Origin of the sequence: Thermosynechococcus sp. B3 (assembly GCF_030323045.1) — a bacterium.
In the GTDB taxonomy this organism is placed as follows: Bacteria; Cyanobacteriota; Cyanobacteriia; order Thermosynechococcales; family Thermosynechococcaceae; genus Thermosynechococcus.
Window position 1 is genome coordinate 617,791 of the sequence record NZ_CP097584.1, and the last position, 20,711, is coordinate 638,501.

Annotated in this window: 21 protein-coding genes; 10 read left to right on the forward strand and 11 right to left on the reverse strand. The window is 50.2% G+C overall.

What is annotated here, in order from left to right:
• Positions 1-70: 70 nt before the first annotated feature.
• The 4 genes from M0646_RS03125 to M0646_RS03140 all read left to right on the forward strand — a co-directional run bounded on the left by M0646_RS03125 (position 71) and on the right by M0646_RS03140 (position 5,157).
• Positions 71-2,143, forward strand: coding sequence for a glycosyltransferase (locus tag M0646_RS03125; protein WP_286626548.1), 2,073 nt, complete (start codon positions 71-73; stop codon positions 2,141-2,143).
• A 251-nt stretch (positions 2,144-2,394) separates the two neighbouring features.
• Positions 2,395-3,615 carry a CHAT domain-containing protein gene (locus M0646_RS03130; RefSeq protein WP_149818069.1) on the forward strand — a complete coding sequence of 407 codons (1,221 nt, stop codon included), beginning with the start codon at positions 2,395-2,397 and terminating at the stop codon, positions 3,613-3,615.
• Between the two features lie 101 nt (positions 3,616-3,716).
• Complete coding sequence (gene psb32 / locus M0646_RS03135; RefSeq protein WP_149818071.1) at positions 3,717-4,403, forward strand: photosystem II repair protein Psb32; 687 nt, start codon at positions 3,717-3,719, stop codon at positions 4,401-4,403.
• Between the two features lie 19 nt (positions 4,404-4,422).
• Positions 4,423-5,157: a 2-phosphosulfolactate phosphatase family protein gene (locus M0646_RS03140; RefSeq protein WP_149818073.1), complete on the forward strand. Its 735-nt coding sequence runs from the start codon at positions 4,423-4,425 to the stop codon at positions 5,155-5,157.
• Here the strand turns inward: M0646_RS03140 and M0646_RS03145 are convergent.
• Complete coding sequence (locus tag M0646_RS03145) at positions 5,147-6,025, reverse strand: 4-hydroxybenzoate solanesyltransferase (protein WP_286626550.1); 879 nt, start codon at positions 6,023-6,025, stop codon at positions 5,147-5,149. The genes M0646_RS03140 and M0646_RS03145 overlap by 11 nt on opposite strands.
• 156 nt (positions 6,026-6,181) lie before the next feature.
• Here M0646_RS03145 and corA point away from each other — a divergent pair, with 156 nt between their 5' ends.
• The 3 genes from corA (at position 6,182) to M0646_RS03160 (ending at position 9,572) form a co-directional block, all read left to right on the forward strand.
• The gene (gene corA, locus M0646_RS03150) at positions 6,182-7,372 is read left to right on the forward strand and encodes a magnesium/cobalt transporter CorA (protein ID WP_286649860.1); all 1,191 of its coding nucleotides are present in this window, start codon (positions 6,182-6,184) and stop codon (positions 7,370-7,372) included.
• 220 nt (positions 7,373-7,592) lie between these two features.
• On the forward strand, positions 7,593-8,495 hold the full coding sequence (locus M0646_RS03155; RefSeq protein ID WP_149818079.1) for a Tic22 family protein: 903 nt from the start codon (positions 7,593-7,595) through the stop codon (positions 8,493-8,495).
• A 9-nt stretch (positions 8,496-8,504) separates the two neighbouring features.
• Positions 8,505-9,572 (forward strand): esterase-like activity of phytase family protein, encoded by a 1,068-nt coding sequence (locus M0646_RS03160; protein WP_286649861.1) that lies wholly within the window; start codon positions 8,505-8,507, stop codon positions 9,570-9,572.
• Here the strand turns inward: M0646_RS03160 and M0646_RS03165 are convergent.
• Together M0646_RS03165 and ebsA are read right to left on the reverse strand one after the other, a co-directional pair.
• Positions 9,569-10,636 (reverse strand): phosphotransacetylase family protein, encoded by a 1,068-nt coding sequence (locus tag M0646_RS03165; RefSeq protein WP_149818082.1) that lies wholly within the window; start codon positions 10,634-10,636, stop codon positions 9,569-9,571. The two genes, M0646_RS03160 and M0646_RS03165, sit on opposite strands and share 4 nt — an antisense overlap.
• A gap of 45 nt (positions 10,637-10,681) precedes the next feature.
• Positions 10,682-11,056 carry a type IV pilus biogenesis protein EbsA gene (gene ebsA, locus M0646_RS03170; RefSeq protein WP_149818084.1) on the reverse strand — a complete coding sequence of 125 codons (375 nt, stop codon included), beginning with the start codon at positions 11,054-11,056 and terminating at the stop codon, positions 10,682-10,684.
• Between the two features lie 138 nt (positions 11,057-11,194).
• On the opposite strand from ebsA, the gene M0646_RS03175 reads away from it, so the two are divergent.
• Together M0646_RS03175 and M0646_RS03180 are read left to right on the forward strand one after the other, a co-directional pair.
• Positions 11,195-11,527 (forward strand): DUF760 domain-containing protein, encoded by a 333-nt coding sequence (locus M0646_RS03175; protein ID WP_011057859.1) that lies wholly within the window; start codon positions 11,195-11,197, stop codon positions 11,525-11,527.
• Positions 11,528-11,560: 33 nt separating this feature from the next.
• Positions 11,561-11,989: a hypothetical protein gene (locus M0646_RS03180; RefSeq protein ID WP_286626555.1), complete on the forward strand. Its 429-nt coding sequence runs from the start codon at positions 11,561-11,563 to the stop codon at positions 11,987-11,989.
• Here the strand turns inward: M0646_RS03180 and M0646_RS03185 are convergent.
• Positions 11,986-12,282: a TM2 domain-containing protein gene (locus tag M0646_RS03185; RefSeq protein WP_225901511.1), complete on the reverse strand. Its 297-nt coding sequence runs from the start codon at positions 12,280-12,282 to the stop codon at positions 11,986-11,988. The genes M0646_RS03180 and M0646_RS03185 overlap by 4 nt on opposite strands.
• A 75-nt stretch (positions 12,283-12,357) precedes the next feature.
• Between M0646_RS03185 and M0646_RS03190 the strand changes: the two genes are divergently transcribed.
• Positions 12,358-13,641 (forward strand): glycosyltransferase, encoded by a 1,284-nt coding sequence (locus M0646_RS03190; protein WP_286626556.1) that lies wholly within the window; start codon positions 12,358-12,360, stop codon positions 13,639-13,641.
• Here the strand turns inward: M0646_RS03190 and M0646_RS03195 are convergent.
• The 7 genes from M0646_RS03195 to minD all read right to left on the reverse strand — a co-directional run bounded on the left by M0646_RS03195 (position 13,629) and on the right by minD (position 20,686).
• A complete protein-coding gene (locus M0646_RS03195; RefSeq protein WP_286649862.1) occupies positions 13,629-14,852 on the reverse strand; it encodes a methionine gamma-lyase family protein in 1,224 nt (407 codons plus the stop codon). The two genes, M0646_RS03190 and M0646_RS03195, sit on opposite strands and share 13 nt — an antisense overlap.
• Before the next feature lie 57 nt (positions 14,853-14,909).
• Positions 14,910-16,163, reverse strand: coding sequence for a BREX system ATP-binding domain-containing protein (locus M0646_RS03200; protein ID WP_149818092.1), 1,254 nt, complete (start codon positions 16,161-16,163; stop codon positions 14,910-14,912).
• Positions 16,164-16,204: 41 nt separating this feature from the next.
• Entirely contained in the window at positions 16,205-17,419 is a 1,215-nt protein-coding gene (locus M0646_RS03205) for a BREX system ATP-binding domain-containing protein (protein WP_286649863.1), read from the reverse strand.
• A gap of 29 nt (positions 17,420-17,448) precedes the next feature.
• Complete coding sequence (locus tag M0646_RS03210) at positions 17,449-18,216, reverse strand: hypothetical protein (protein ID WP_149818096.1); 768 nt, start codon at positions 18,214-18,216, stop codon at positions 17,449-17,451.
• A 120-nt stretch (positions 18,217-18,336) separates the two neighbouring features.
• Entirely contained in the window at positions 18,337-19,569 is a 1,233-nt protein-coding gene (gene cruG, locus M0646_RS03215) for a 2'-O-glycosyltransferase CruG (protein ID WP_226971995.1), read from the reverse strand.
• Positions 19,566-19,886: a cell division topological specificity factor MinE gene (minE, locus tag M0646_RS03220; protein WP_149818098.1), complete on the reverse strand. Its 321-nt coding sequence runs from the start codon at positions 19,884-19,886 to the stop codon at positions 19,566-19,568. The genes cruG and minE overlap by 4 nt, the downstream gene beginning before the upstream one ends.
• Positions 19,883-20,686 carry a septum site-determining protein MinD gene (minD, locus tag M0646_RS03225; RefSeq protein WP_286649864.1) on the reverse strand — a complete coding sequence of 268 codons (804 nt, stop codon included), beginning with the start codon at positions 20,684-20,686 and terminating at the stop codon, positions 19,883-19,885. Before minD ends, minE begins: the two co-directional genes overlap by 4 nt.
• Positions 20,687-20,711 lie beyond the last annotated feature (25 nt).

The following is a 20,711-nucleotide window of genomic DNA, read 5'->3' on the forward strand; positions in this document are numbered from 1 at the left end:
AATATTGTCCCTGTCCAATGGTTGGTTTACATTTCGTTACATTACTATTCAGTTGCTTGAGGCTCCAGCAATGCCCCCTGTCCCTCCTTGGCTCGCCATTGAACACTTGGACAAGCCGTGGATTTTTTGGCCATTGTGCTTGATGGTGCTTCTTAGCAGTATTGTTTTGCGCTGGGGAAAAGTGCAGCAGCAGTGGGCGCGGGTCATTGTCGTTGGCAGTTTAATGGCCGTGATGCTGCATTATCTGCTGTGGCGATCGCTCGCTACCCTCAATTTGCGCACTCCCCTAGAGGCCACCTTTAGCCTACTCCTACTGGCGATTGAAGGTTTTATGATGGCGGGCTACGGCCTGCAACTCTACCTGCTCTTGCACATCAAAAATCGTCGTCCTGAAGCGGATGCTGCTGCCCTTGCGGTCAAAAGTGGCCACTATCAGCCTTGGGTGGATATTTTTATTCCGACCTACAATGAACCCCTGACAATTTTGCGACGCACGATTGTTGGCTGCCAAACCCTCGACTATCCCCACAAACGTATCTATGTTCTTGACGATACCCGTCGCCCTGCCCTACGGGAATTGGCCTGTGAACTGGGCTGTGAGTACCTCAGCCGTCCAGACAATCGCCATGCCAAAGCGGGCAACCTGAACCATGCCCTTACGCAAACCAAGGGTGAACTGATTGCGGTCTTTGATGCTGACTTTGTTCCCACTCGTAATTTTCTCACCCGCACTGTGGGCTTTTTCCAGACCGCTGATATTGGCCTTGTCCAAACCTACCAGAGCTTTTACAATCCCGATCCCATTGCCCGTAACCTTGGCCTCGAGGATCACCTGCCTCAAGAGGTGGAAATCTTCTCCCGTCATTATCAAGTCCTGCGGGATGGCATTGAAACAGCGCTGTGCTACGGCAGTTCCTTTGTGGTGCGGCGATCGGCCCTCGGAGCCATTGGCGGCTTTGTTACTGAATCCCTCAGCGAGGACTACTACACAGGAATTCAATTGGCGGCAGCAGGTCATCGGTTGATTTACCTGAATGAAAGTCTCAGTGCGGGCTTGTGTGCAGAGGAAATGACGGCGCATATTCGTCAACGTCAACGCTGGGCACGGGGCACCCTCCAAGGATTATTCATTGCGGCAAGTCCACTGCGGGTACCCAATCTCACTGGGCTTCAGCGCCTTGCCCACCTAGAGGGGATCACGCAATGGTTCCATAGTCCCATGCGGTTGCTATTGCTGCTGTTGCCCTTGATTGCCGCCTTTTGGGGTGTCGTCCCCCTTGAAACCACCCTGCGGCAGTGGCTCTACTATTTTGTGCCCTACTACTGGCTGCTGTTGAGTACGTTCCGCTGGCTCAATGGCCAAAGTCGCTCTGCCTTGGTATCTGATATTTATGCTGTGCTTCAGTGTGTGCCGTTGACATTGACAGTGATTGACACGTTGTTGCGTCCCTTTGGTCGCGGCTTTTGGGTCACCCCCAAGGGGAGTTATCGCGATCGCTACCATTTTCAGTGGCACCTAGCGGCACCGCTCCTCGTGCTTTTTCTTCTCTCTGTGGCGGCTGCTGTATTAAATTGGCAGGCATTACACACCAAGGGGCTACTATTGGCTTGGGTCTGGAACCTCTACAATCTGGTAATTCTCGCCCTTGCCCTCTACAGCCTCATCGAACGCCCCCGCCCCGATCCCTATGATTGGCTCAATGTCCAGCAAACCGTTGAACTCCATCTCGCTTGGGATCAAACCACTGCCCTGTGGGGCACGACAATTCGCCTTTCTGAAGGGGGGGCGATCGTGCATCTGCATCAACCCCTCCCCCCCTCCGCAATGGGTGTACCCCTCACCTGTCGGCTTTTGGAGGCAGGCATTGACCTCAGCGGCCAAGTTGTTGATATGCCCAATCCAACGACCCTAGAGATTTACTTTGACCCCCTGACCTTGGCTCAATACCGCCAATTGGTCACCTTACTTTTTTGTGAACCCAACCGTTGGCAATGGCAAAAAGCCCCCAGTGAATTACAAACCCTGTGGCTGCTTCTGCACACTCTCGTCTCGCCTCCCCTGAGTCGTCACTGGATGCGGATCACCCGCCCTAGTCAGGCAAAAGCGTGGCATCGAGCCTACAGCTATGCCAATGAAAAATGATTTTTGCCAGCTCTTTGTAACATTAAGCTTATAGGTCTTAAACGAGGGGACTATCCATCCAAAAGCCGTCCACAAATTGCCTAGTTGCTCCATCGCAACGAGTCCACCATTACTCGCTGGCTCAATGTCTATCGTCCAGTGTTGAATTCGGCATTGGCAGTCACTGTCTCTCCTCTGAAAAAACACTTGAATGGTGCATTGGCTAAGATAAAGCTTGGCTAGAGCGACAACACTTTCTTGGAACACTAAAGATGCACCGACACCTCCTCCGAATCTGTATTGCTCTAGTGTTGGTGCTGTCTCTTCAGTCCATTGCTCAAAGTGCCTTACCCGCTGGTGCAGGGGAATTTCTCACAGGTCGCGAGGCCACTTGGCAACGGGAATATGAAGTTTATTTTCAAAATCAATTTACTAGTCGGCGACTCAATCCCTCTGCCATTCAGCGCATTCTCAGGCAAATGTCCAAGCGTACGGGTCGGCGCACAGCTCTTTTGCACTTGGTACCAACGGCAAACGAGATTAAGCTCTTCGTTACCTCTCTACAGGGAGAGCCACTGTTGCTGACTGTGCCAGCGGTGTCGCAAGCTGATCTGATGGCTACGGTTCAAGACTTTCGCCGCTCAGTGGCGGATCCACGCCAACAGTTTTTATCTGCCTCCTTTGGCAGGAGTGAGCAGCTTTATGACTGGTTAATTGCGCCCTTAGAAGCCAAACTCAGGGCTGATCGGATTGACACCTTGCTCATTTGTGTTGGAGCAGGCCTGGGATCGCTCCCTTGGGCGGCTCTCCGAGACCGCAGTACCGGTCAATTTCTGATAGAAAAGTACGGTGTTGCCTTAATTCCAGCGTTTAACCTGATCAAAACTGACTATGCTCCCCTCAAAAATGCCACGGTCTTGGCAATGGGGGCTTCAGAATTCGATCGCCTCAGTCCACTGCCGGCAGTCCCCCAAGAATTAAGTGCCATCCAACAACTCTGGGGCGGATCCACCTTCCTCAATCGTGACTTTACTGTTGCCAACCTAACGCAACAACGGCAGCAGGGTAACCATTCCATCGTTCATCTGGCTACCCATGCCTTGTTTCGCCCCGGTCAAGCCCAAGAGTCCTTTATTCAACTGTGGGGCAGTGAAACAGTCACGCTGCAAAACCTCCCCCAACTTAATCTAGAGCAACCCCCTCTCGAACTGCTGGTTTTGAGTGCCTGTCAAACCGCTCTGGGAGACGATCGCGCGGAGTTAGGCTTTGCGGGTCTTGCCCTTCAATCGGGTGCCAAAAGTGCCGTCGCTAGCCTCTGGCAAGTGAGTGATGCGGGTACCCTAGAACTCATGGAATACTTCTATAGCCATCTGCACCACACTGCTAGTAAAGTTGCTGCTCTGCAAAAGGCTCAATTACACCTTCTGAGACATTCAAGATTCCAAGCACCTTACTTTTGGGCAGGCTTTACACTCGTGGGCGCTCCTTGGTAAAGCAATTGTCTGGCCATCGTTTTAAGATTTGTTAGAAGAAAATTTATTTTTGCAAGCAACATCTGAGAAAATTGCATTGAGAGATACAGGATTAAACACAGATGCATTGGCAAGTGGCTTGGAAAAACGGCATTCGCTATCTTTTGCTGGCACTACTCGCTACTACGTTGTGGGTCACCCCCGTCTGGGCAACCAGCGCGATCGATATCCCTTTGCCGGAAACAGCGGCTGGGGTCGTTGATGAAGGTAATGTGCTTAGTGCCGTCACCCAAGGCAGTGTCGGGCGATCGCTCCAAGACCTCTCCGAGGCAACGGGCATCAATGTTCATGTAGTTACACTGCACCGCCTCGACTATGGTGAAACCCCCCAGAGCTTTGTGGATGACCTCTTTAACCAGTGGTTTCCCGATCCTGAGTCCCAAGCCAATCAGGTGATCATTGCCCTCGATACCGTTACCAATGGCACAGCGATTCACTATGGCGAGGCCGTGGCCGAACGCCTGAATCCTGAAACTGCCGAAAGTATTGTCCAAGAAACGATGCGGGTGCCCCTACGGGATGGCAACTACAATCAATCAGTCCTTGACACCGTCGATCGCCTTGCGAAAGTCCTCAAAGGCGAACCGGATCCAGGCCCGCCCGTAGTACGCGAAGTGGTTGTCGAGAAAACCTACAAGAGCAAAGAGGAAACCGACGATCGCTCCGCCACAATTATCGTCGTTGCCCTGCTAATCGCCGCTACAGTGATCCCAATGGTGACATACTTTATGTATCAAGGATCATCGTAGCCAAGCTCCCCTTCCATTTATGAAAATCTATACCTACCACACACCAGAGCGTGTACCAGCCGACTGGCAACCCGACTGTGCCATTGCTGTTGATGTCCTGCGGGCAACCACTACGATCGCCACTGCCCTTGCCGCTGGCGCAGAAGCCGTTCAAGTCTTTAGTGATCTAGCAGAGCTAGAACAAGTGAGTCAGCAGTGGCCGGCAGCCAAGCGGATTCGCGTTGGTGAACGGGGTGGGAAAAAAGTTGCTGGCTTTGACATGGGCAACTCTCCTGCTGAATGCTTGCCAGAGCGGGTAAAAGGATGTCGCCTCTTTATGAGCACCACCAATGGCACCCGTTCCCTTGAGCGAATTCAAGCCAGTCCCCTCGTTCTTGCCGCCGCCCTTGTCAACCGTGCTGCCGTTGCCGAGTTTGTCCAAAAACATCAACCGGAAACCATCTGGATTGTTGGTTCGGGCTGGGAAGGTAGCTATTCCCTCGAAGATACCGTCTGTGCTGGGGCGCTGATTCATCACCTCTGGGGTCAGCAGGATGCCCCCCTCGAAGCCCTTGCGGGTAATGACGAAACTATTGCTGCCACTGCTTTGTACCGCTACTACCAAGATGATCTATTGACCCTCTTTCACCATTCCAGCCACGGGCAGCGCCTGCTCAACCTTGGCAATGAAGCCGATCTCAAATATTGTGCCCAAGTGGATATTCTGGCAATTGTGCCGTGGCAGGTTTCCCCCAAGCTTTTGACTAAGGCCTAGGGCACCACATCCCCACCCAGAGCAAAAAGCCCAACCAGACATTTTCATTGAAGTAACGACCATAGGTCTGAATGGGGAGCGTTGTGGTTTGGGTGTCACGGCGTTCGTGGGTATAAATTTGTAGAGATTGCCGCAGCCAAAAGTAGGTGGTCACGGCCAAGGCCAGCCAAAATCGCCAAGTGAGTCCCGCACTCCAGCCAACAATGATCAGGAACACCACCGTCAGCCCATAAAATAGCGCGATCGCCAAGGGCGCATAGGCACCGAAAAATAAGGCACTGGAATTTACCCCCAGTCGGCGATCGTCGGGGCGATCGGGCATGGCATACACCGTATCAAAGGCCAATGTCCACATCACCACTGCTGCCCACAACCACGCGGTGGTCAAGGTTAAGCGTCCCTGTACCGCTGCCCAAGGAATGAGGACAGCAAACCCCCAAGCCACTGCCAAAACGAGTTGCGGAATGGGAAAGACTCGCTTCGCCAAGGGATAGAGCAGAATCACCGGCACTGCGGCCACCGCCAGCCAATACCCCAAGGGAGTGAGGTAAAACGCCAATCCCCAAGCACAGAGGAAAGCAATCACCATCAAGCCCAAGGCCACACTGAGGGAAAGGCGGCGACTGGCTAGGGGGCGGTTTTGAGTCCGCTGCACATGGGGGTCAATATTGCGGTCCCAGCAGTCATTGACAATGCAGCCCGCCGCACTGGTGGCGATCGCCCCCACCGTGATAATCAGCAGCAACTGCAACGACGGCAAGCCTTCACTGGCCAAGGTTAACGACCACAGCGCCGGAATGAGGAGAATCAAACGACCCGCAGGCTTATGCCAGCGCAACAGTTGGGCAATGGCCACCCAAGTTGGCACTGAGGTTCTCGAAACTTGAGAATTCACCACACCGCTCCCACCGTGAATGCCACTACACTTAAAAATCTTAACTTTTCAGGCGATTTTGGGACGTTACCGCCCCATTTGCCCTAGGTTTCTAGTTAGCCCGTTTGCACTCTGTCGATTTCCCCCTTTATGGCCAGAAAACCCTTTCACTTTTTCCGTAGTGCCCCCCCGCTAGACCCCACACCCCCCGCCGAGGAAGAAGATAACTATCTCGAAGATTACTTCTTTGATGAACCCGGCGCCATGCCCGGTACCCTCAGTATTGAGGCCGATGCGCCACCGCCGACAATTATTCTCATTGACTATCAGCCGGATCAGGCCAGCCGTCGCGTTTTAGAAACGCCGGAAGAATGTGGCCCCTACCTCAGCAGTCCCTCCGTCAGTTGGATAGATGTTCAAGGGATTGGCGATGAAGACGTGATGCGGCGACTCGGCCAAGTTTTTCACCTGCACCCCATTGTCCTTGAAGATATTGTCAATGTCCCCCAGCGCCCCAAAGTTGAGGATCATGACGATTACCTTGTGCTGATTACCCGCATGGTCACCCCCAAGGAAAATGAACACGGCTTTTATACTGAACAAGTGAGCTTTGTCTTGGGGCCGCATTTCTTGCTCACAGTACAAGAAGAACCCGAACGGGATTGTTTTGACATGGTTCGGCAGCGGATTCGCACCAGTCGCGGCATCATTCGTCGCTATGGCCCCGATTATTTAGCCTATGCCCTTTTGGATGCCATTATTGATGGCTTCTACCCGGTTCTAGAAGACTACGGCGAGCGCATTGAGGAATTAGAAGATGCCGTAGTTACCCGTCCTAGTCGCGCCATTCTCGAAGAAGTCCACCAAGTGCGCCGCGAATTACTGGCGCTGCGTCGGGCCATTTGGCCACAACGGGATGCCATCAATGCCATGATTCGCGATCCCAGCCCCCTTCTCTCCGAGGAAGTGCGCATCTACCTACGAGATTGCTATGACCATGCCATTCAAGTGCTAGATATGGTGGAAACCTACCGTGAACTAGCGGCCAGTTTGATGGATGTGTATCTTTCTTCCGTTGGCAATAAAATGAACGAAATTATGAAAATTCTGACGATCATTTCGACCATTTTCATACCGCTGACCTTTATTGTCGGTATCTATGGCATGAACTTTGATCCCGATACCTCCCCTTGGAATATGCCTGAACTGGAGTGGTATTGGGGCTATCCAGCCTGCTGGGCGGTCATGCTTACCGTGGCGGGCAGTTTATTTTTCTTTTTCTGGCGCAAGGGCTGGTTCCAAAGCAGCACCAGTATAGGCTCCCTAGATACTGAACGCTAGTTCCCCATCGACTTTAGAAACTTGCCCCTTGTCCCTTGCGTCAAATTGGCTTAGGGTGGGAAAGCAAAGGGAGTACTTCATATGTAAAAATACTCACTTGTTACGTGCATAAGTTTTGGTGTGAGTTAGGTACTACAGGGCGATCGCCCCTCTCTCCACACGTGAAGAATGGGATTGGGAGAGTTAACCGACTGCAATAAAGCATGAATTAGGAGACTGTATGAAAAGATTGGCACACTTGGGTGTTTTGGCAGGGTTAGTGAGTAGCCTGTGGCTAGCACCCGCCATCAGCCGCTATGACATTGCCACTGCCTTGCCCGAAGAACAAGTGCTGCGCATCCTCAACAATGTGCCCGTTTTTATGATCACCAATGATAAGGGGGAACCGCTGACCTTTGAGATGCCCAATCCCCAAGATCAAAGCAAGAAAATTCAAGTTTTTACCTTCTTTGTCAATCAGCAGGATGCCCAAACTGCCCTGAACACCATTAAAACCCAGCAGCCGGAGGTGGGTCGCGTGGCTCGGGTCTCGGCAGCCGCCCTCAGTGGGGCGGTGAAGATTGCCCTCGAAAGCCAAAAAAATCCTGCCATTGGTGTGGACATTATCCCCTCAAGGCCGCAACTGGAAGCAGCGGTGAATCTGCTCAAACAAAGTGGCGATCTAGTGGAACGCGATGGCAAAATTCTCACCAAGGATGGTAGGCCGTTCATGGGCGGCACCCCCCTCTTTTTCCTAGCAGATAGCAAAACAGGCAACCCCATCGCCGTAGAAGCACAACTGCGCGAAAACGGCCAGACCCGCACCCAGCGGTTTATTCCCTTTTACTTCGATAAAACCCAACTCCAACGGGAAGTGGATCAAGCCCGCCAGCAGCGTCCTGAACTGGCCAAGGATACCGGGATTCGCGTCGTCATGTTGGATAATTTGGTGGCAACCATGTTGAGCACCAACGATCCTGTGGCGGGTCAAATTCAACTGGTACAAACGCCGGAGGCGATTCAGTTTGCCGTGCAACAGAGCGGTGGCAATAATGCCCAGCGACCCAATCAAGCGAATCAACCCGCGTCTCCCCAGCGCCCAAATCAACAGGGGGGCGGTCAAGGCACAAACCGCAACCGCTAAGACACACCCATGCCTTGGCGACACCTGCTGACGGCAATTCTACTCCTTGGCTTCCTGTGGGGATGTGCCCTGCCTCAAGTGCGAGCAGAGGAGCGCCTGTTTCTGAACGTGGGAGTGGAATTTCGCGCTGAAGTGCAATTAGCCGTCGGCAGCCAGTGGCAGAATACCGAGGTGGGGGGGCTGTCGGGTTTGACCTACGATCCGCGTCAACAGCAGTTCTATGCCATTAGTGACGATCGCCAGCAACCTCGGTTTTACACCCTCGAAATCACTCCCGAAACCATTGCCCCCAAGGGCGTAACCTTTCTCCAGCAGCCTAATGGTGAGGTGTATCCGCCCAACACTGCCGACACTGAGGGGATTGCGCTGACGCCTGAGGGGCACCTTGTAATTAGCAGTGAAGGGGTAACGGCCACGGCTAGCCCCCCTTGGATCAAAGAGTTTGAGCGCGCGAATGGACGAACCATTGCAGCTCTCCCTATTCCTAAGTACTATCTCCCCAATGGTCAGCAGGGCATTCGCAATAATCTCGGTTTTGAGGCACTGACGCTTTCGCCGGCGGGCGATCGCCTGTTTGTCGGCGTTGAATCAGCCCTTGCCCAAGATGTCCGCCCCAATATCCCCATTTACTGCCGCCTGCTCCATTACCTGCGGGGGGATGTTGCCCCTGTGTTGCTGGCGGAGCATCTCTATCCCTTGGAACCCTCAGAGGCAGTGTTTAATGGCCTCGTGGAGCTACTTGCCCTTGACAATGGTGGCCATTTTCTGAGCTTGGAGCGCACCTATAGTCCGGGAGCAGGGCATGGCATTCAGCTCTTTGAAGTATCCCTAGCGGGGGCGACAGATACCCTTGGCATGGCCACGTTACCGGTTGATCTGCGCACTCTCCGCCCTGTGCAGAAACGGCTGATTTTGGATTTCAAGAGGCTGGGGATTCCCTTGACTAATTTGGAGGGGATGAGCTTGGGTCCCCCCTTGGCCGATGGGGCGCGATCGCTCTACATCATTGGCGACAATAACTTTGATGGCAAGACGCCGACCCAAGTCCTGATTTTTGCCTTAACCTTCCAGCGCTAGGCCTCAACGGTCAAGAGTCCCAGTTGTGCTAACAGGCGATCGCCCTCCACATGCTCCTGCATCATTTGTTCGACGCATTTGACTTTAGCGATTTCATGGAGGCGCACCTGACCAAAGGCACGATCCACAATTTCCACGGCTGTTAGGGTGTCTAAGTCCACTGAGAGAATGGGAATTTCCAACTCTTCGGCACGGGCAAGAATCGCCGGGGAAGGCGGCAAATGCCCCGTGAGGATCAGACAGTGGGTGGAGGTCTCCAAGGCCGCCCATTGAATATCGGTGCGATCGCCCCCGGTAATCACCGCCATATTGTTCGCTTTACGGAAATACTTCAAGGCAGCACTGACGTTCATTGCCCCAATGGTGAGTTCCTCCACTAGGAGATCCAAGCGATCCGGACGGCACAAAACTTCGGCATTTAACTGGCGTACCAATTCCTTGACACTGACACTGCGCAGCAACTGACTGCGGGGCAACATCCCAAAAACTGGAATTTGGTGTGCCTCGAGATATTGGCGAATAGCAGGCAAGGGTTGGGCTTCGGGTTGGGGAATATCGTTGATGATCACCCCCAATAGGCGATCGCCCAATTCCGACTTGGCGAGGAGGAGCGATTCCACCACCAAGGGGGACTCGTAGCGCACCACCAGTAAAATGGGTGCATCCAACACCGCTGCCATCTGAGCTAACCCCAAATCAAACAGCCGCCCCTCGGCTAATGTGGCTGGCCCTTCGAGGAGCACCAAGTCTTCACTGTTGATAGTGTGATAGGCTGCTAGGGCTTGGCGATAATCCTGCTGATCTGTGCCCATCAGCCGTGCCTTGATGGCTTCTGGCGTCAGCGTGAGCAATGTCGGTCGCACATTCTCTAGGTTGAGGGTTTGCTGTAAAAAACTGACATCGGCTTCGGTTTCTTCACTGTCGGTAGCGGGTTGGTAGGTGCCCAAGGGCTTACCATAGGCAATGCGCAGATGGCGATCGCGACAGAGCTTGGCCAAGCCTAAAACCGTTGCAGACTTACCGCTATAGGGCACAATTGAACCAATCAATAAATGCTTTGCCACCGTTTAGTTACTCCTCCCGCAACCCCAACCCTAAACACGCTATCCTTAGTCAAGCCGTAACAGCTTACGATAAAACGCTTTGGAAAAATCGGCAATACGATGTTTTTTATAGTTAATAATTACATCAATGAGATGATCCACCAGTTCAAACGTGGTGATAGACATTTCGTACTGTAGATCAGGCGAGTTATCAAAGGTTACCGTACAGCGGGATAAATCCGCCGGCAAATTGGCGATCGTCCATGTGGCAACAAAATCAACATTGTTACCGCCTTCAATCCCCCGTTGTCCCTCCAACTTCCCCAGACGGTAGAGGGCGATACCCAAGGGCAGCAGCGGACGTTTCTCAGCACGCATATAGGGGGCAAAGATATTGACGTCCCGGGGGTTGGCAGGCTGAAGCTGATCGAGGGCGGTCATGCAAGAATCCTTGTGTATTCAGTCTCACCGAGTGCTGAGGTCTATTCTACAGGCAGAGCAGGTAGCACGGGAGTCTTCGCTCTAGTAGCGCATTTCGGTTTGGTAACATATAGTTAACATAACTAACGAGCACTGCCTATGGTTTTTGATCCCGGAAACGCTAATTTCTACCAGTCTTCTACGGATGATGGGCAGCCCAATCTGCTCCTGAAGTACCTGCAAAGCCAATCGCCAGAAGTTTTGACCCGTATTGCCCGTTCCGTCAGTCCAGAAATTCGCCAAATTATCAGCCAGAATGTCCAAGGTCTCGTGGGCGGCCTTCCCTCCGAGGATTTTAATGTCCAAATTGCCACCGATCGCGACAACCTTGCGGGGTTATTGGCCTCAGCCATGATGACGGGGTATTTTCTGCGCCAGATGGAACAGCGCATGGAACTGGAAATGAGCCTCGGCGATCTACCTATGCCCTAGGTTCTACCCACATACTTATTGTGAGTCTTGCTTGTGTCCGATCCTTGGCAACAGTTTAAGGCACTGCCTTGGCGATCGCTGGTGCCCACAGGTCTTCTTGTTGCCCTGCTTGCAGCGCTGTTTGATACGGGGCTTTACTATATTGCCGGTGCCGTTGCCCCTGTCCGCGAGGCGTTGATCATCCTACTTCAGCCTCCTTTGGGTCTCCTAGTCCGCCTTGGTCTGAGCATTGGCCTTGGAATGGTGGCAGTGATCTCTTTGGAGGTGTGGTTTAACCCAGCGCCGATCTATAGCGGCACCCTCTGGGCGTTATTTCTGTGTGTCCTAATGGCCAGTGTGTTCTTGAGCTTTTTTGGCGGCACCTTGGGACTGCGACCCCTATTTTTTCCACTCACAGAGGTGTTCCTGATTGGCACAGCCGTGGGGATTTTTTGGCAAGGTCGTCGCTACTGGCGGTATTAATTCGCTTCCTCAAGACGAGACGCGGGGAGCTTCGGAACGACGGCACTAATCTCAGGATTGAAGGTGGCATCAAAGGCATCGGCTCCCTGAAACAAATACCACACAGCCTCAATCACACAGGCAATGCGAGCAATGCTACCCAGAGAACCGTAGGGCACTGTCGAAAAGAGTAGCCCCAGCATGAGGTAAACGCCACCCCACAGGGGTTGGCGCAAATAAAACTTATGGAGCCCAGGGAGAAAGATGCCGGCCAAGGCTAAGAGGATGGCGATCGCGCGATTACGGTAGCCCATTATTGCTCACTGTGAATGACTCTAAATGCGATATTCAGTTAATCTTTAGCAAAACGCAACCTTGAGGAGTCTGGATTGCCACAACCACTATCTGTTGCTGTCTTTATTTGCCTAGAATGGCAACCCAACGCCGGGGGACATGTCAAATGTTGGGAACGTTTTGCGGAAGCTGCCAGCCACTACCCAGACCGCGTTGACTTGACCATTTACTTCCTTGGCGCCAAACAGCAAACCCTAGAGGTAGCAGCCAATGTTCGCTACCAATTGCTACCGCCCCAGTTCAGCACGCACTCACTGGAAATTATGCGCCAAGGGGCAGGCATGACCGATGTGGCTCCCTTTCACTGGGCATTGCGCCGTTATTTACCCCAACATCAGGTGTTTCACATTACGGATACTTTTAGCTTTGCCCAAACGGTGCGCCGCTTTTGTCGCCAGCAGCATCGTCCGCTGCTCAGTTCAATTCACACGGATTTGCCCTTATTGACCCGCACCTATTCGCGGGAAATTATTTGGCGCATGAGTGGCCGCAGTTGGGGGCGGGAGTTTTGGCGGTGGCTATGGCTGGAGAAATTACAAGTGGATCAGTGGTTTGGTTACCGAGCCGAACGGAAATTAGCGGGCTTTATGCGTGCTAGCGATCGCGTCTTGGTCTCGCGACAGCAGGATGCCGATTGGCTGCTCACGTTTTTGCCCCCTGAGCGGGTGGCGTGGTTTCAGCGGGGCATCGATCGCGATCGCTTTCATCTGCGATTTCGCAATCCCCAATGGCTACGGGAGGAGTATCACCTGCCAGAGGTGCCGATCGCGCTTTTTGTCGGTCGGGTAGATGCCAGTAAAAATGTGCTCCTGTTGGCGCAGGCAGCTCAAGTGTTAGCCAATCAAGGAAAGGCATTCCATGTGTTGATTGTTGGCGAAGGGGCACAGGCTACCCTTGTCAAAGACCTTTTGGGCGATCGCGTCACCCTCACAGGCAAGGTACCCCAAGAAAAATTAGGGGCAATTTATGCCAGCAGTGATCTATTTGTCTTTCCCTCAGAGTCGGAAACAGGGCCCAATGTAGTGGTGGAAGCACGAGCGGCAGGATTACCCGTCGTTATTTCTGGGTTTGATGGCGGGCGCAAATATGTCCAAACCTCAGGGGAGGATGGGGTGGTGGTTTACAGTCGCGACCCCCAAGATTGGGCAGCCGCCATTACCCCGCTGTTAGACGATGCCCCCTATCGCCAGCGGATGGGAACACGGGCACACCAGATCACCCAAGCAACGTGCCCCACGTGGCAGGACGCCTTTGAGCAGAGCATTTTGTGCCAATGGGAAGCGGTTGCCCAAGCCTACGGCTGGCCTCAAAAAGCCTGATCCTCTAGGAGAGCCTCTAAAATCAAGGCCATATGGGTCCAGTGGGTTCCCCCCTGACAAAAGACAATATAGGGTGGACGCAAAGGGCCATCGGCAGACAGTTCCGACGTGCTGCCGTCAATAAACGTGCCCCCAGCCATCACTAGATCATCGGCATAGCCGGGCATGGGCGCAGGTATAGGATCAAGATAGGAACCCACCGGGGAGTAACGTTGCAACGTACGGCAAAAGGCAATCAGCTTTTCAGGACTGCCCAATTGGATCGCTTGAATGACATCGCGGCGGGGGGCAAGGGGGGCGGGGTTGACGGGATAACCCAATTGGTCAAAGACATAGGCCAAGAGATGGGCGCACTTGAGGGCTTCGCCGACCATTTGCGGTGCTAAGAACAGCCCTTGAAAGAGCAGACGATGTTGATCAAATGTGGCACCCCCTTCGTGGCCAATCCCCGGTGCCGTAAGGCGATAACTGGCTTGCTCAATGAGATCAGCGCGTCCTGCTAAGTAGCCCCCCGCGGTGGCGATCGTGCCGCCGGGATTTTTAATCAGAGAACCCGCAATCAAATCAGCGCCCACATGGGGCGGTTCTTGGGTCTCGACAAATTCGCCGTAGCAATTATCCACAAAACAAACCACATTGGGATTTTGCCCCTTGATCAGTTGGATCATTTTGCCAATGTCCTCAAGGCTGAGGCTCGGCCGCCATGTATAGCCACAGGAGCGTTGAATGAGCACCATGCGGGTTTGAGGTTGGACACAGGTGGCGATCGCCCCCCAATCGGGTTCACCCGTACTCAGGAGGGGAATCTCGCGATAGTGGATGCCAAAATCCTTGAGGGAACCTTGGCCGCGACCCCGCAGGCCAATCACCTCTTCTAGGGTGTCGTAGGGGGCACCCGCAAGGGAAATCAGTTCATCCCCAGGGCGCAGCACCCCAAATAGCGCCGTGGCGATCGCGTGGGTACCAGAGACAAATTGCACCCGCACCAAGGCCGCCTCAGCTCCCATCACCTGCGCAAAAACGCGATCAAGCACCTCACGCCCTAGGTCGCCATGACCATAGCCCGTCATGCTACTGAAGTGATGCACCCCCAGCCGCTGCTGACGAAAAGCTCCTAAAACCCGCCGCAAGTTTTCCTTGACGCGGCCATCAATTTCGTTAAACGTTGGGGCAAGTGCCTCTTGAGCAGTAGTTAAGAGTAGATTCGTCACGCGCAAAGAAGAAATCAGCTATTCATGTAAAAGAATATGCAAGGGAATCACGACTAACTATGAATCCTCACTGAAAAACTCATTATCTTCTAGATTAACATCCAAGCCATCAACCAGATCATCAAGTTTGGGTTTGAAATCAAAATTGTATAAAAAGTCAATATCTAGTGATTCAAGCAAAGCACGAATGTAGATTCTCAATGAGACGTAACCTAGAGATTCAATAAAACTAGGGATATCTAATTTAGGGATCCATTCATAGCATGAAGCATGAATATTAACCAAGAAGTGCATTATTTGCTCTAGCTGTCTTGATTCTACTGGAAGGAGCTTAGGACATTGATTTTCATCTAATGCCTGCTCAAAAAAGTTAATCATTTTTCTTTCATCAGTCTCATCAAACTTTTCTCTTGCTAAATTAGGTATTAAAGTCTTATCAAAGACTTTAATTTGAGATGAAGTCTCTTTCTTTAATTCAGTGTTGATCCAACGAGTTTGGAGGGGATCGGCTGCTGCACAAACGCAGTAGATAGGGAATAAATTGTCATTTGACCAGTTTAAAAGCCAATTTAAATTTCTGTAAGCATTCAACCTAGCCACCTTACCTAAACGTGCAATAAGCTCAACTTCGTCAATTAGGATAACCCAACCTTTATAACCACACCAAGTTAATACATCGGACATTAGCTCACAGTAAGCACGACTATGATTTGCAATCTTAAAAACAGGTAATTTTGGAAAATCTTGGCCTCTTTTTTTATGAACTCTTTTAATCTCAGATATTGGTAATCGGCATCCAATCAAATCACCATACAGCAACTCACTTTCTTCTTCATTAGCGTAAAAATAATTTTCAAGAACAATCAGTGGTAATTCATGGGTGTATCTATTTTGGGCATGAATATAAATATCATTTAAATCATCTGCTCTTTTAGTATTCAACTTATGCTGAATACCAAACAGTTTAGAATCTGGAGTTCTGATAGATGAGGCCAGCTTTGCATACAAACGCAACATATGCTGACCAGATAATTCACGACTAAGAGTAACTCTACTAACGGCAAAACCCATCTCCAGAGCTTTATATTCAATATTGGTTAATTCGTGAGTTTTTCCTTGACCGTAGCCACCCCATATAAATCTACCCTTTTGTTTATTACCTACAGCTAGCTGTTCTAAATCTCGAATAATTTTTGTTGTTAGATCAGGTCTTAAATCAGGAAGTTCACGTATTGAGACTCTGGTAGGAATACCAGCACGAAGGGACTCAATAATAGCAATTGCCGTTTTTCTATCTAAATTAGTAACCATATATCACTCAAAATCCTGTATCTCCATAAATCAATTTTTATTCATAATTCACGCTTTTTTTGATCCTTTACTGCCTTTACTACTGCCTCTATTACCACTTGTTGAAGTTGAGAAAAGTTCTTTAGATAGTTGCTAGGAAAATCAAGTTGATCATCCCTTAATGAAGCTTGTTGTAAGAGGCTATAAGTTTTTTGATTAATCTCAGGAAGATACTTGCTTTGTAATTCCTTTAGATGTTTATTAATGTCAAGCAAATCAGAAAAAGGATTAAATCTATCGCATTCCTTGAATCCATTTTGTAAACGTATCCAAAGAGCATCATAAGAACGAAAACCACGCTCATGATTTGTAACAAGATCAGAGTTGCCAGCAAAAATGAATAAGCAATATTCTAATACTTCAGTATCATCAATAAGCTGTCGAATAATTTCATAAACATCCGAAATAGCATTTTTAGTATAACTATATCTGTGAGTTTCAGGATTTTTCTCAGTTAGAACTTCAAGATCATCCACACTAATAACTAAACCTTTATTACCTGCAAGTCTTATTAGTTGAACAAGAGAGTTAATCCAGTCTCGAGCATTAAACTTTCTAATTTCTTCAAAAAGAAGTAAGGACTTAAATTCTTTTTTTTCTTCTTTAGTAATGTCATCGGCTGCAGAAAGCCACTTCTTTGCTTTTTCTATAGCATCCTGCTGATTAGCAATCATCCTATTGTATACAACTTGATAAACAAATGACTGAAATGATGGGGTAAAATCATATTTTTTAATTATTTTGGAAATTGCTTTTTTGATTTCACTAGTTGCAATTTGCGTATTGGGATATTGATCTCTAATCCTAGGAATGAACACTTCTGAACCATCATATTGATCATCAATAGAAAATTCCTGAGAAACTGTGCAGCAAATTCCTCTTACAATAAGCTCCAAGTTAATTTTTTTAAGTATTGATTGATAGAAGTCAACTAAGTTGTTTGGCCGGAAGTTCTTAGCAGATAAATAAACAGTTACATAGCCAGATGACTTTGCATCAAGCATAATCGAACGAATCAAATGGGTTTTCCCTGTTCCTTTATCCCCAACTAAAATTTTGACTTTACTGCCACCATTTGCAATAAAATAATCAAGTTGATATTTCTTAAAAAAATCAAGCCATATTTCTCGACCAACGGTCATTTTTTGAAGCAACTCTTCAGATTCAGGTGGTTGTCCATTACTTAGTAATTCAATATCATTGCGATTAATATTCACCTTGCCAAAACTCCAAATAATCAATCTAGTTATGCTCTATATTCTGACTTCTTGTGAATTGCTAAGATACCAAAAGACCTAGTATTATTTGGTGATTGAAATCTATAATTATTTTTTGAATCTCTATGAGAAGAAAATATAAAAATATAATCCTTATATTCTATGCTATTTTTTCTCAAAAGCTTTGATAAGTCGACCAAAAACATTGATTCAGTATATTTCTCTTTTGCTATTGACTTGATTGTCCATAGATTATAAATCTCTCTGATTAAAATGTTTCTACCCCATCTTACTTTCTGATCACTATTAAACCCAACGATGTATTGATAAGCGGTAAGTAGTTCTTGACAAATTTCATCTTCATCGAATCGCCTTGACCAAATGGCATTATATTTTTCACTAACCCATCGTACTATGCTTTCTGGATTTAAGTTGTAGTTTTTCTCTCGTATTTTATCGCCTACGATTTTTGCCTGCTTCTTTTTTATATTAAAGATTAGTCTGTAGGGAAAAATTTCGTATACAGGGAAGCGACCCAAAAATCCAATATTATGTTCTCCGAACAGTCTTTCTATAATAGCTGCATACTCTGGGCTTATAAATAATTCTTCTTTCTGCTTTACATTGTTTTCTAGTTCTTCTAGGTGATCTTTTATCTTTGAAAAGCTACTGCATATAGTTTCATGACAAGAATTAAAATCATGTATATTCCATTCTTTAGCTAGATTGACTAATTCTTCGTAACGCTTTTGAAGAACTTTAATATCTCTTTTAATATCTAGTTTAGATTCTAACATTCTTCCTTGATAACAGCAAGATCCGATTCCTTATCAATCATTATAGCACAAAAATCTTGTACTTAATCAAATTTAATATGGTATTCTCCATAAAAATTCTTCAATAAATATTATTGAATATTACTGATTATTTCTTTTGCTATCACTTTCAAAATTGTGAGTCTTGGCAGGATAAATGCGTCCTCGCCACTGCTTGGGACGTTGCCAAGAGGAGAGGGTAAGCCGCAGAGCCGCGAGGGGATCCGCAAGGGGGGACAGCCAAAAGAGCCAACGTCCTTGACCCACTTGCCAATCGTAGGCGGGGGCAATGGCCAGTGTCATGCCGCAGCGGATCAGCACCAGTAGGCCATTGAGCAGTGTCGCCATTTCTAAAGGAAGGGTGGGAGTAGTCACTGCCAGTGCCATCAAGCCCAAAACCAACAGGGGCAACGGTAATCCCTGTACTGCCCAGAGGAAATAGGCATCGCCCCAGAGCTGGGCGGCTGGGGTGGCATCCTTGAGATCCAGCGATCGCCCCCATTCTCGCCATGTTTCCGCCATACCCTCATACATCCGCACCTTGAGCACCTTGGAGCCATCGCGAAAGGCCACCCGTGCCCCCGTAGTCGCTATGGCTCGCACCAGTGTTACATCATCACAAAAGGAGGAAGCGGCAACTTGGTAGCCGCCCATTGCCTCGAGGCGCGATCGCCGAATGAGTAGGCACTGACCATTGGCCAGAATCCGCTCCGGCTGAGTTTCCACAGCGCGCGCTGCGCCAAAGCGGTAGATCAGCGTCAAGAGCAACGCCGGTTGCAGCCACCATTCACCGCCGGTCTTGAGGATAAAGCGAGGTGAGAGAGAAATCAGATCCAGTTGCTCCTGCTCTGCTGTCGCCAAAAGACTAGCCACAAGGCCGGGTTGCGGTTGGGTATCCGCATCAATGCCCAAAATCCACTCACTCTCAGGATGGGCACGACAAAAGCCTGTATGTAAGGCCCAAGGCCGCCCCACCCACCCCGGCGGTAAGGGGGGATCAAACTCCAGTCGCAGACGCGGATCGCGGTGTTGCGCTGCCTGCACAATCTCAGCCGTGCCATCTTGGGAATGACTATCAACAATCAGAATTTCCCGCACCTCGTAGCCTTGACGCATTAAGCCCTCTAAACAGGGTTGCAACCGCTGTGCCTCATTGAGGGTGGGGACAACAATTGAGACTTTGGCTAAGTTCTCTGGGCGGGAGGGCTGAGGGGTTAAGGGAGTCGGTCGTCGCCAACCCGATCCTAAACGGGCGATTAAAACAGCTATCCAAGGTGTCTGGGCCAGGATCGCGGCGCTGGCGATCGCTGCTATGCCAACTGCAACGGTACTCAACTTTCTTCTGCCTCGTCCTCTGCTGGCGAATTTTCGGGGGGCGGAACGTCCTCTGGAGACAGTTTCAGCCGTTTAATCGGTAAATTGGCAATCAGGGCCGTTGTCCGCTGATCCGACTCTAGGGAAACCGCTAGCCCCTCCGTTTCTAGCTCCACATAGCGGGAGACCACTTCTAAAATATCGCGCCGCAGATTGTCCAAAATTTGCGGTGTCAGGGCCGTGCGATCGTGGGCAAGAACTAACTTCAAGCGCTCCTTGGCAGTGGTGCGACTGGGGGAAGTCCGCGTAAACAGCCGCTCTAACAGTTCACTGATCATCCCTTTGCCCCAAACAAGCGTCGAATGCGACCAAAGAGTCCCCCGCTTGCCGCCTCTAGATCTAGAAACTCAACGGTTTCACCCTCCAAGCGACGGGCAATGTTCATGAAGGCCTGCCCCGCTAGGGACGGCGACTCTGCCAAGACCAAGGGTTCCCCTTTGTTGGTGGAAACAATCACCTTCTCATCCTCGGGGACAATGCCAATCAGGGGAATCGAAAGAATTTCTTGGACATCTTCGACGGACATCATATCGTTGGCAGCCACCATGGCGGGGCGCAAGCGATTCAAAATCAGCTGGCTGTTGCGAATACGGTAGGCTTCGAGCAAGCCAATCACGCGATCGGCATCCCGTACAGCGGCAATTTCTGGCGTGGTCACCACCAAGGCTTCCTGCGCAGGGGCAATGGCATTGCGAAATCCCGCCTCGATCCCCGCTGGACAATCAATGAGCACGTAATCATAGTGCTTGCTCAGGGCTGAGGCCAACTGTCGCATTTGCTCTGGGGTAATGGCATCCTTATTGCGGCTTTGGGCTGCGGGCAGCAACACCAGCCTATTCAGGCGTTTATCGCGCACAAGGGCTTGATCCAAGCGACACTGCCCGGTCAGCACATCAATGGCGGTGTAAACCACGCGATTTTCCAAGCCGAGTAGTAGGTCGAGGTTGCGCAAGCCAAAGTCGGCGTCAATGAGCACCACCGATCGCCCCAATTTGGCCAAAGCCACACCAATATTGGCACTGGCGGTTGTTTTCCCCACGCCCCCTTTGCCCGAGGTAATGACAATCGTGCGCCCCATTGAACTCCCTAGGAATTGGCTTACT

Excerpts from the sequence above, each read along its gene's own strand:
- M0646_RS03125 (WP_286626548.1), top strand. The coding sequence starts at position 71 with ATGCCCCCTGTCCCTCCTTGGCTCGCCATTGAACACTTGGACAAGCCG.
- M0646_RS03130 (WP_149818069.1), top strand. The coding sequence starts at position 2,395 with ATGCACCGACACCTCCTCCGAATCTGTATTGCTCTAGTGTTGGTGCTG.
- psb32 (WP_149818071.1), top strand. The coding sequence starts at position 3,717 with ATGCATTGGCAAGTGGCTTGGAAAAACGGCATTCGCTATCTTTTGCTG.
- M0646_RS03140 (WP_149818073.1), top strand. The coding sequence starts at position 4,423 with ATGAAAATCTATACCTACCACACACCAGAGCGTGTACCAGCCGACTGG.
- corA (WP_286649860.1), top strand. The coding sequence starts at position 6,182 with ATGGCCAGAAAACCCTTTCACTTTTTCCGTAGTGCCCCCCCGCTAGAC.
- M0646_RS03155 (WP_149818079.1), top strand. The coding sequence starts at position 7,593 with ATGAAAAGATTGGCACACTTGGGTGTTTTGGCAGGGTTAGTGAGTAGC.
- M0646_RS03160 (WP_286649861.1), top strand. The coding sequence starts at position 8,505 with ATGCCTTGGCGACACCTGCTGACGGCAATTCTACTCCTTGGCTTCCTG.
- ebsA (WP_149818084.1), bottom strand. The coding sequence starts at position 11,056 with ATGACCGCCCTCGATCAGCTTCAGCCTGCCAACCCCCGGGACGTCAAT.
- M0646_RS03175 (WP_011057859.1), top strand. The coding sequence starts at position 11,195 with ATGGTTTTTGATCCCGGAAACGCTAATTTCTACCAGTCTTCTACGGAT.
- M0646_RS03185 (WP_225901511.1), bottom strand. The coding sequence starts at position 12,282 with ATGGGCTACCGTAATCGCGCGATCGCCATCCTCTTAGCCTTGGCCGGC.
- M0646_RS03200 (WP_149818092.1), bottom strand. The coding sequence starts at position 16,163 with ATGGTTACTAATTTAGATAGAAAAACGGCAATTGCTATTATTGAGTCC.
- M0646_RS03210 (WP_149818096.1), bottom strand. The coding sequence starts at position 18,216 with ATGTTAGAATCTAAACTAGATATTAAAAGAGATATTAAAGTTCTTCAA.
- minE (WP_149818098.1), bottom strand. The coding sequence starts at position 19,886 with ATGATCAGTGAACTGTTAGAGCGGCTGTTTACGCGGACTTCCCCCAGT.
- minD (WP_286649864.1), bottom strand. The coding sequence starts at position 20,686 with ATGGGGCGCACGATTGTCATTACCTCGGGCAAAGGGGGCGTGGGGAAA.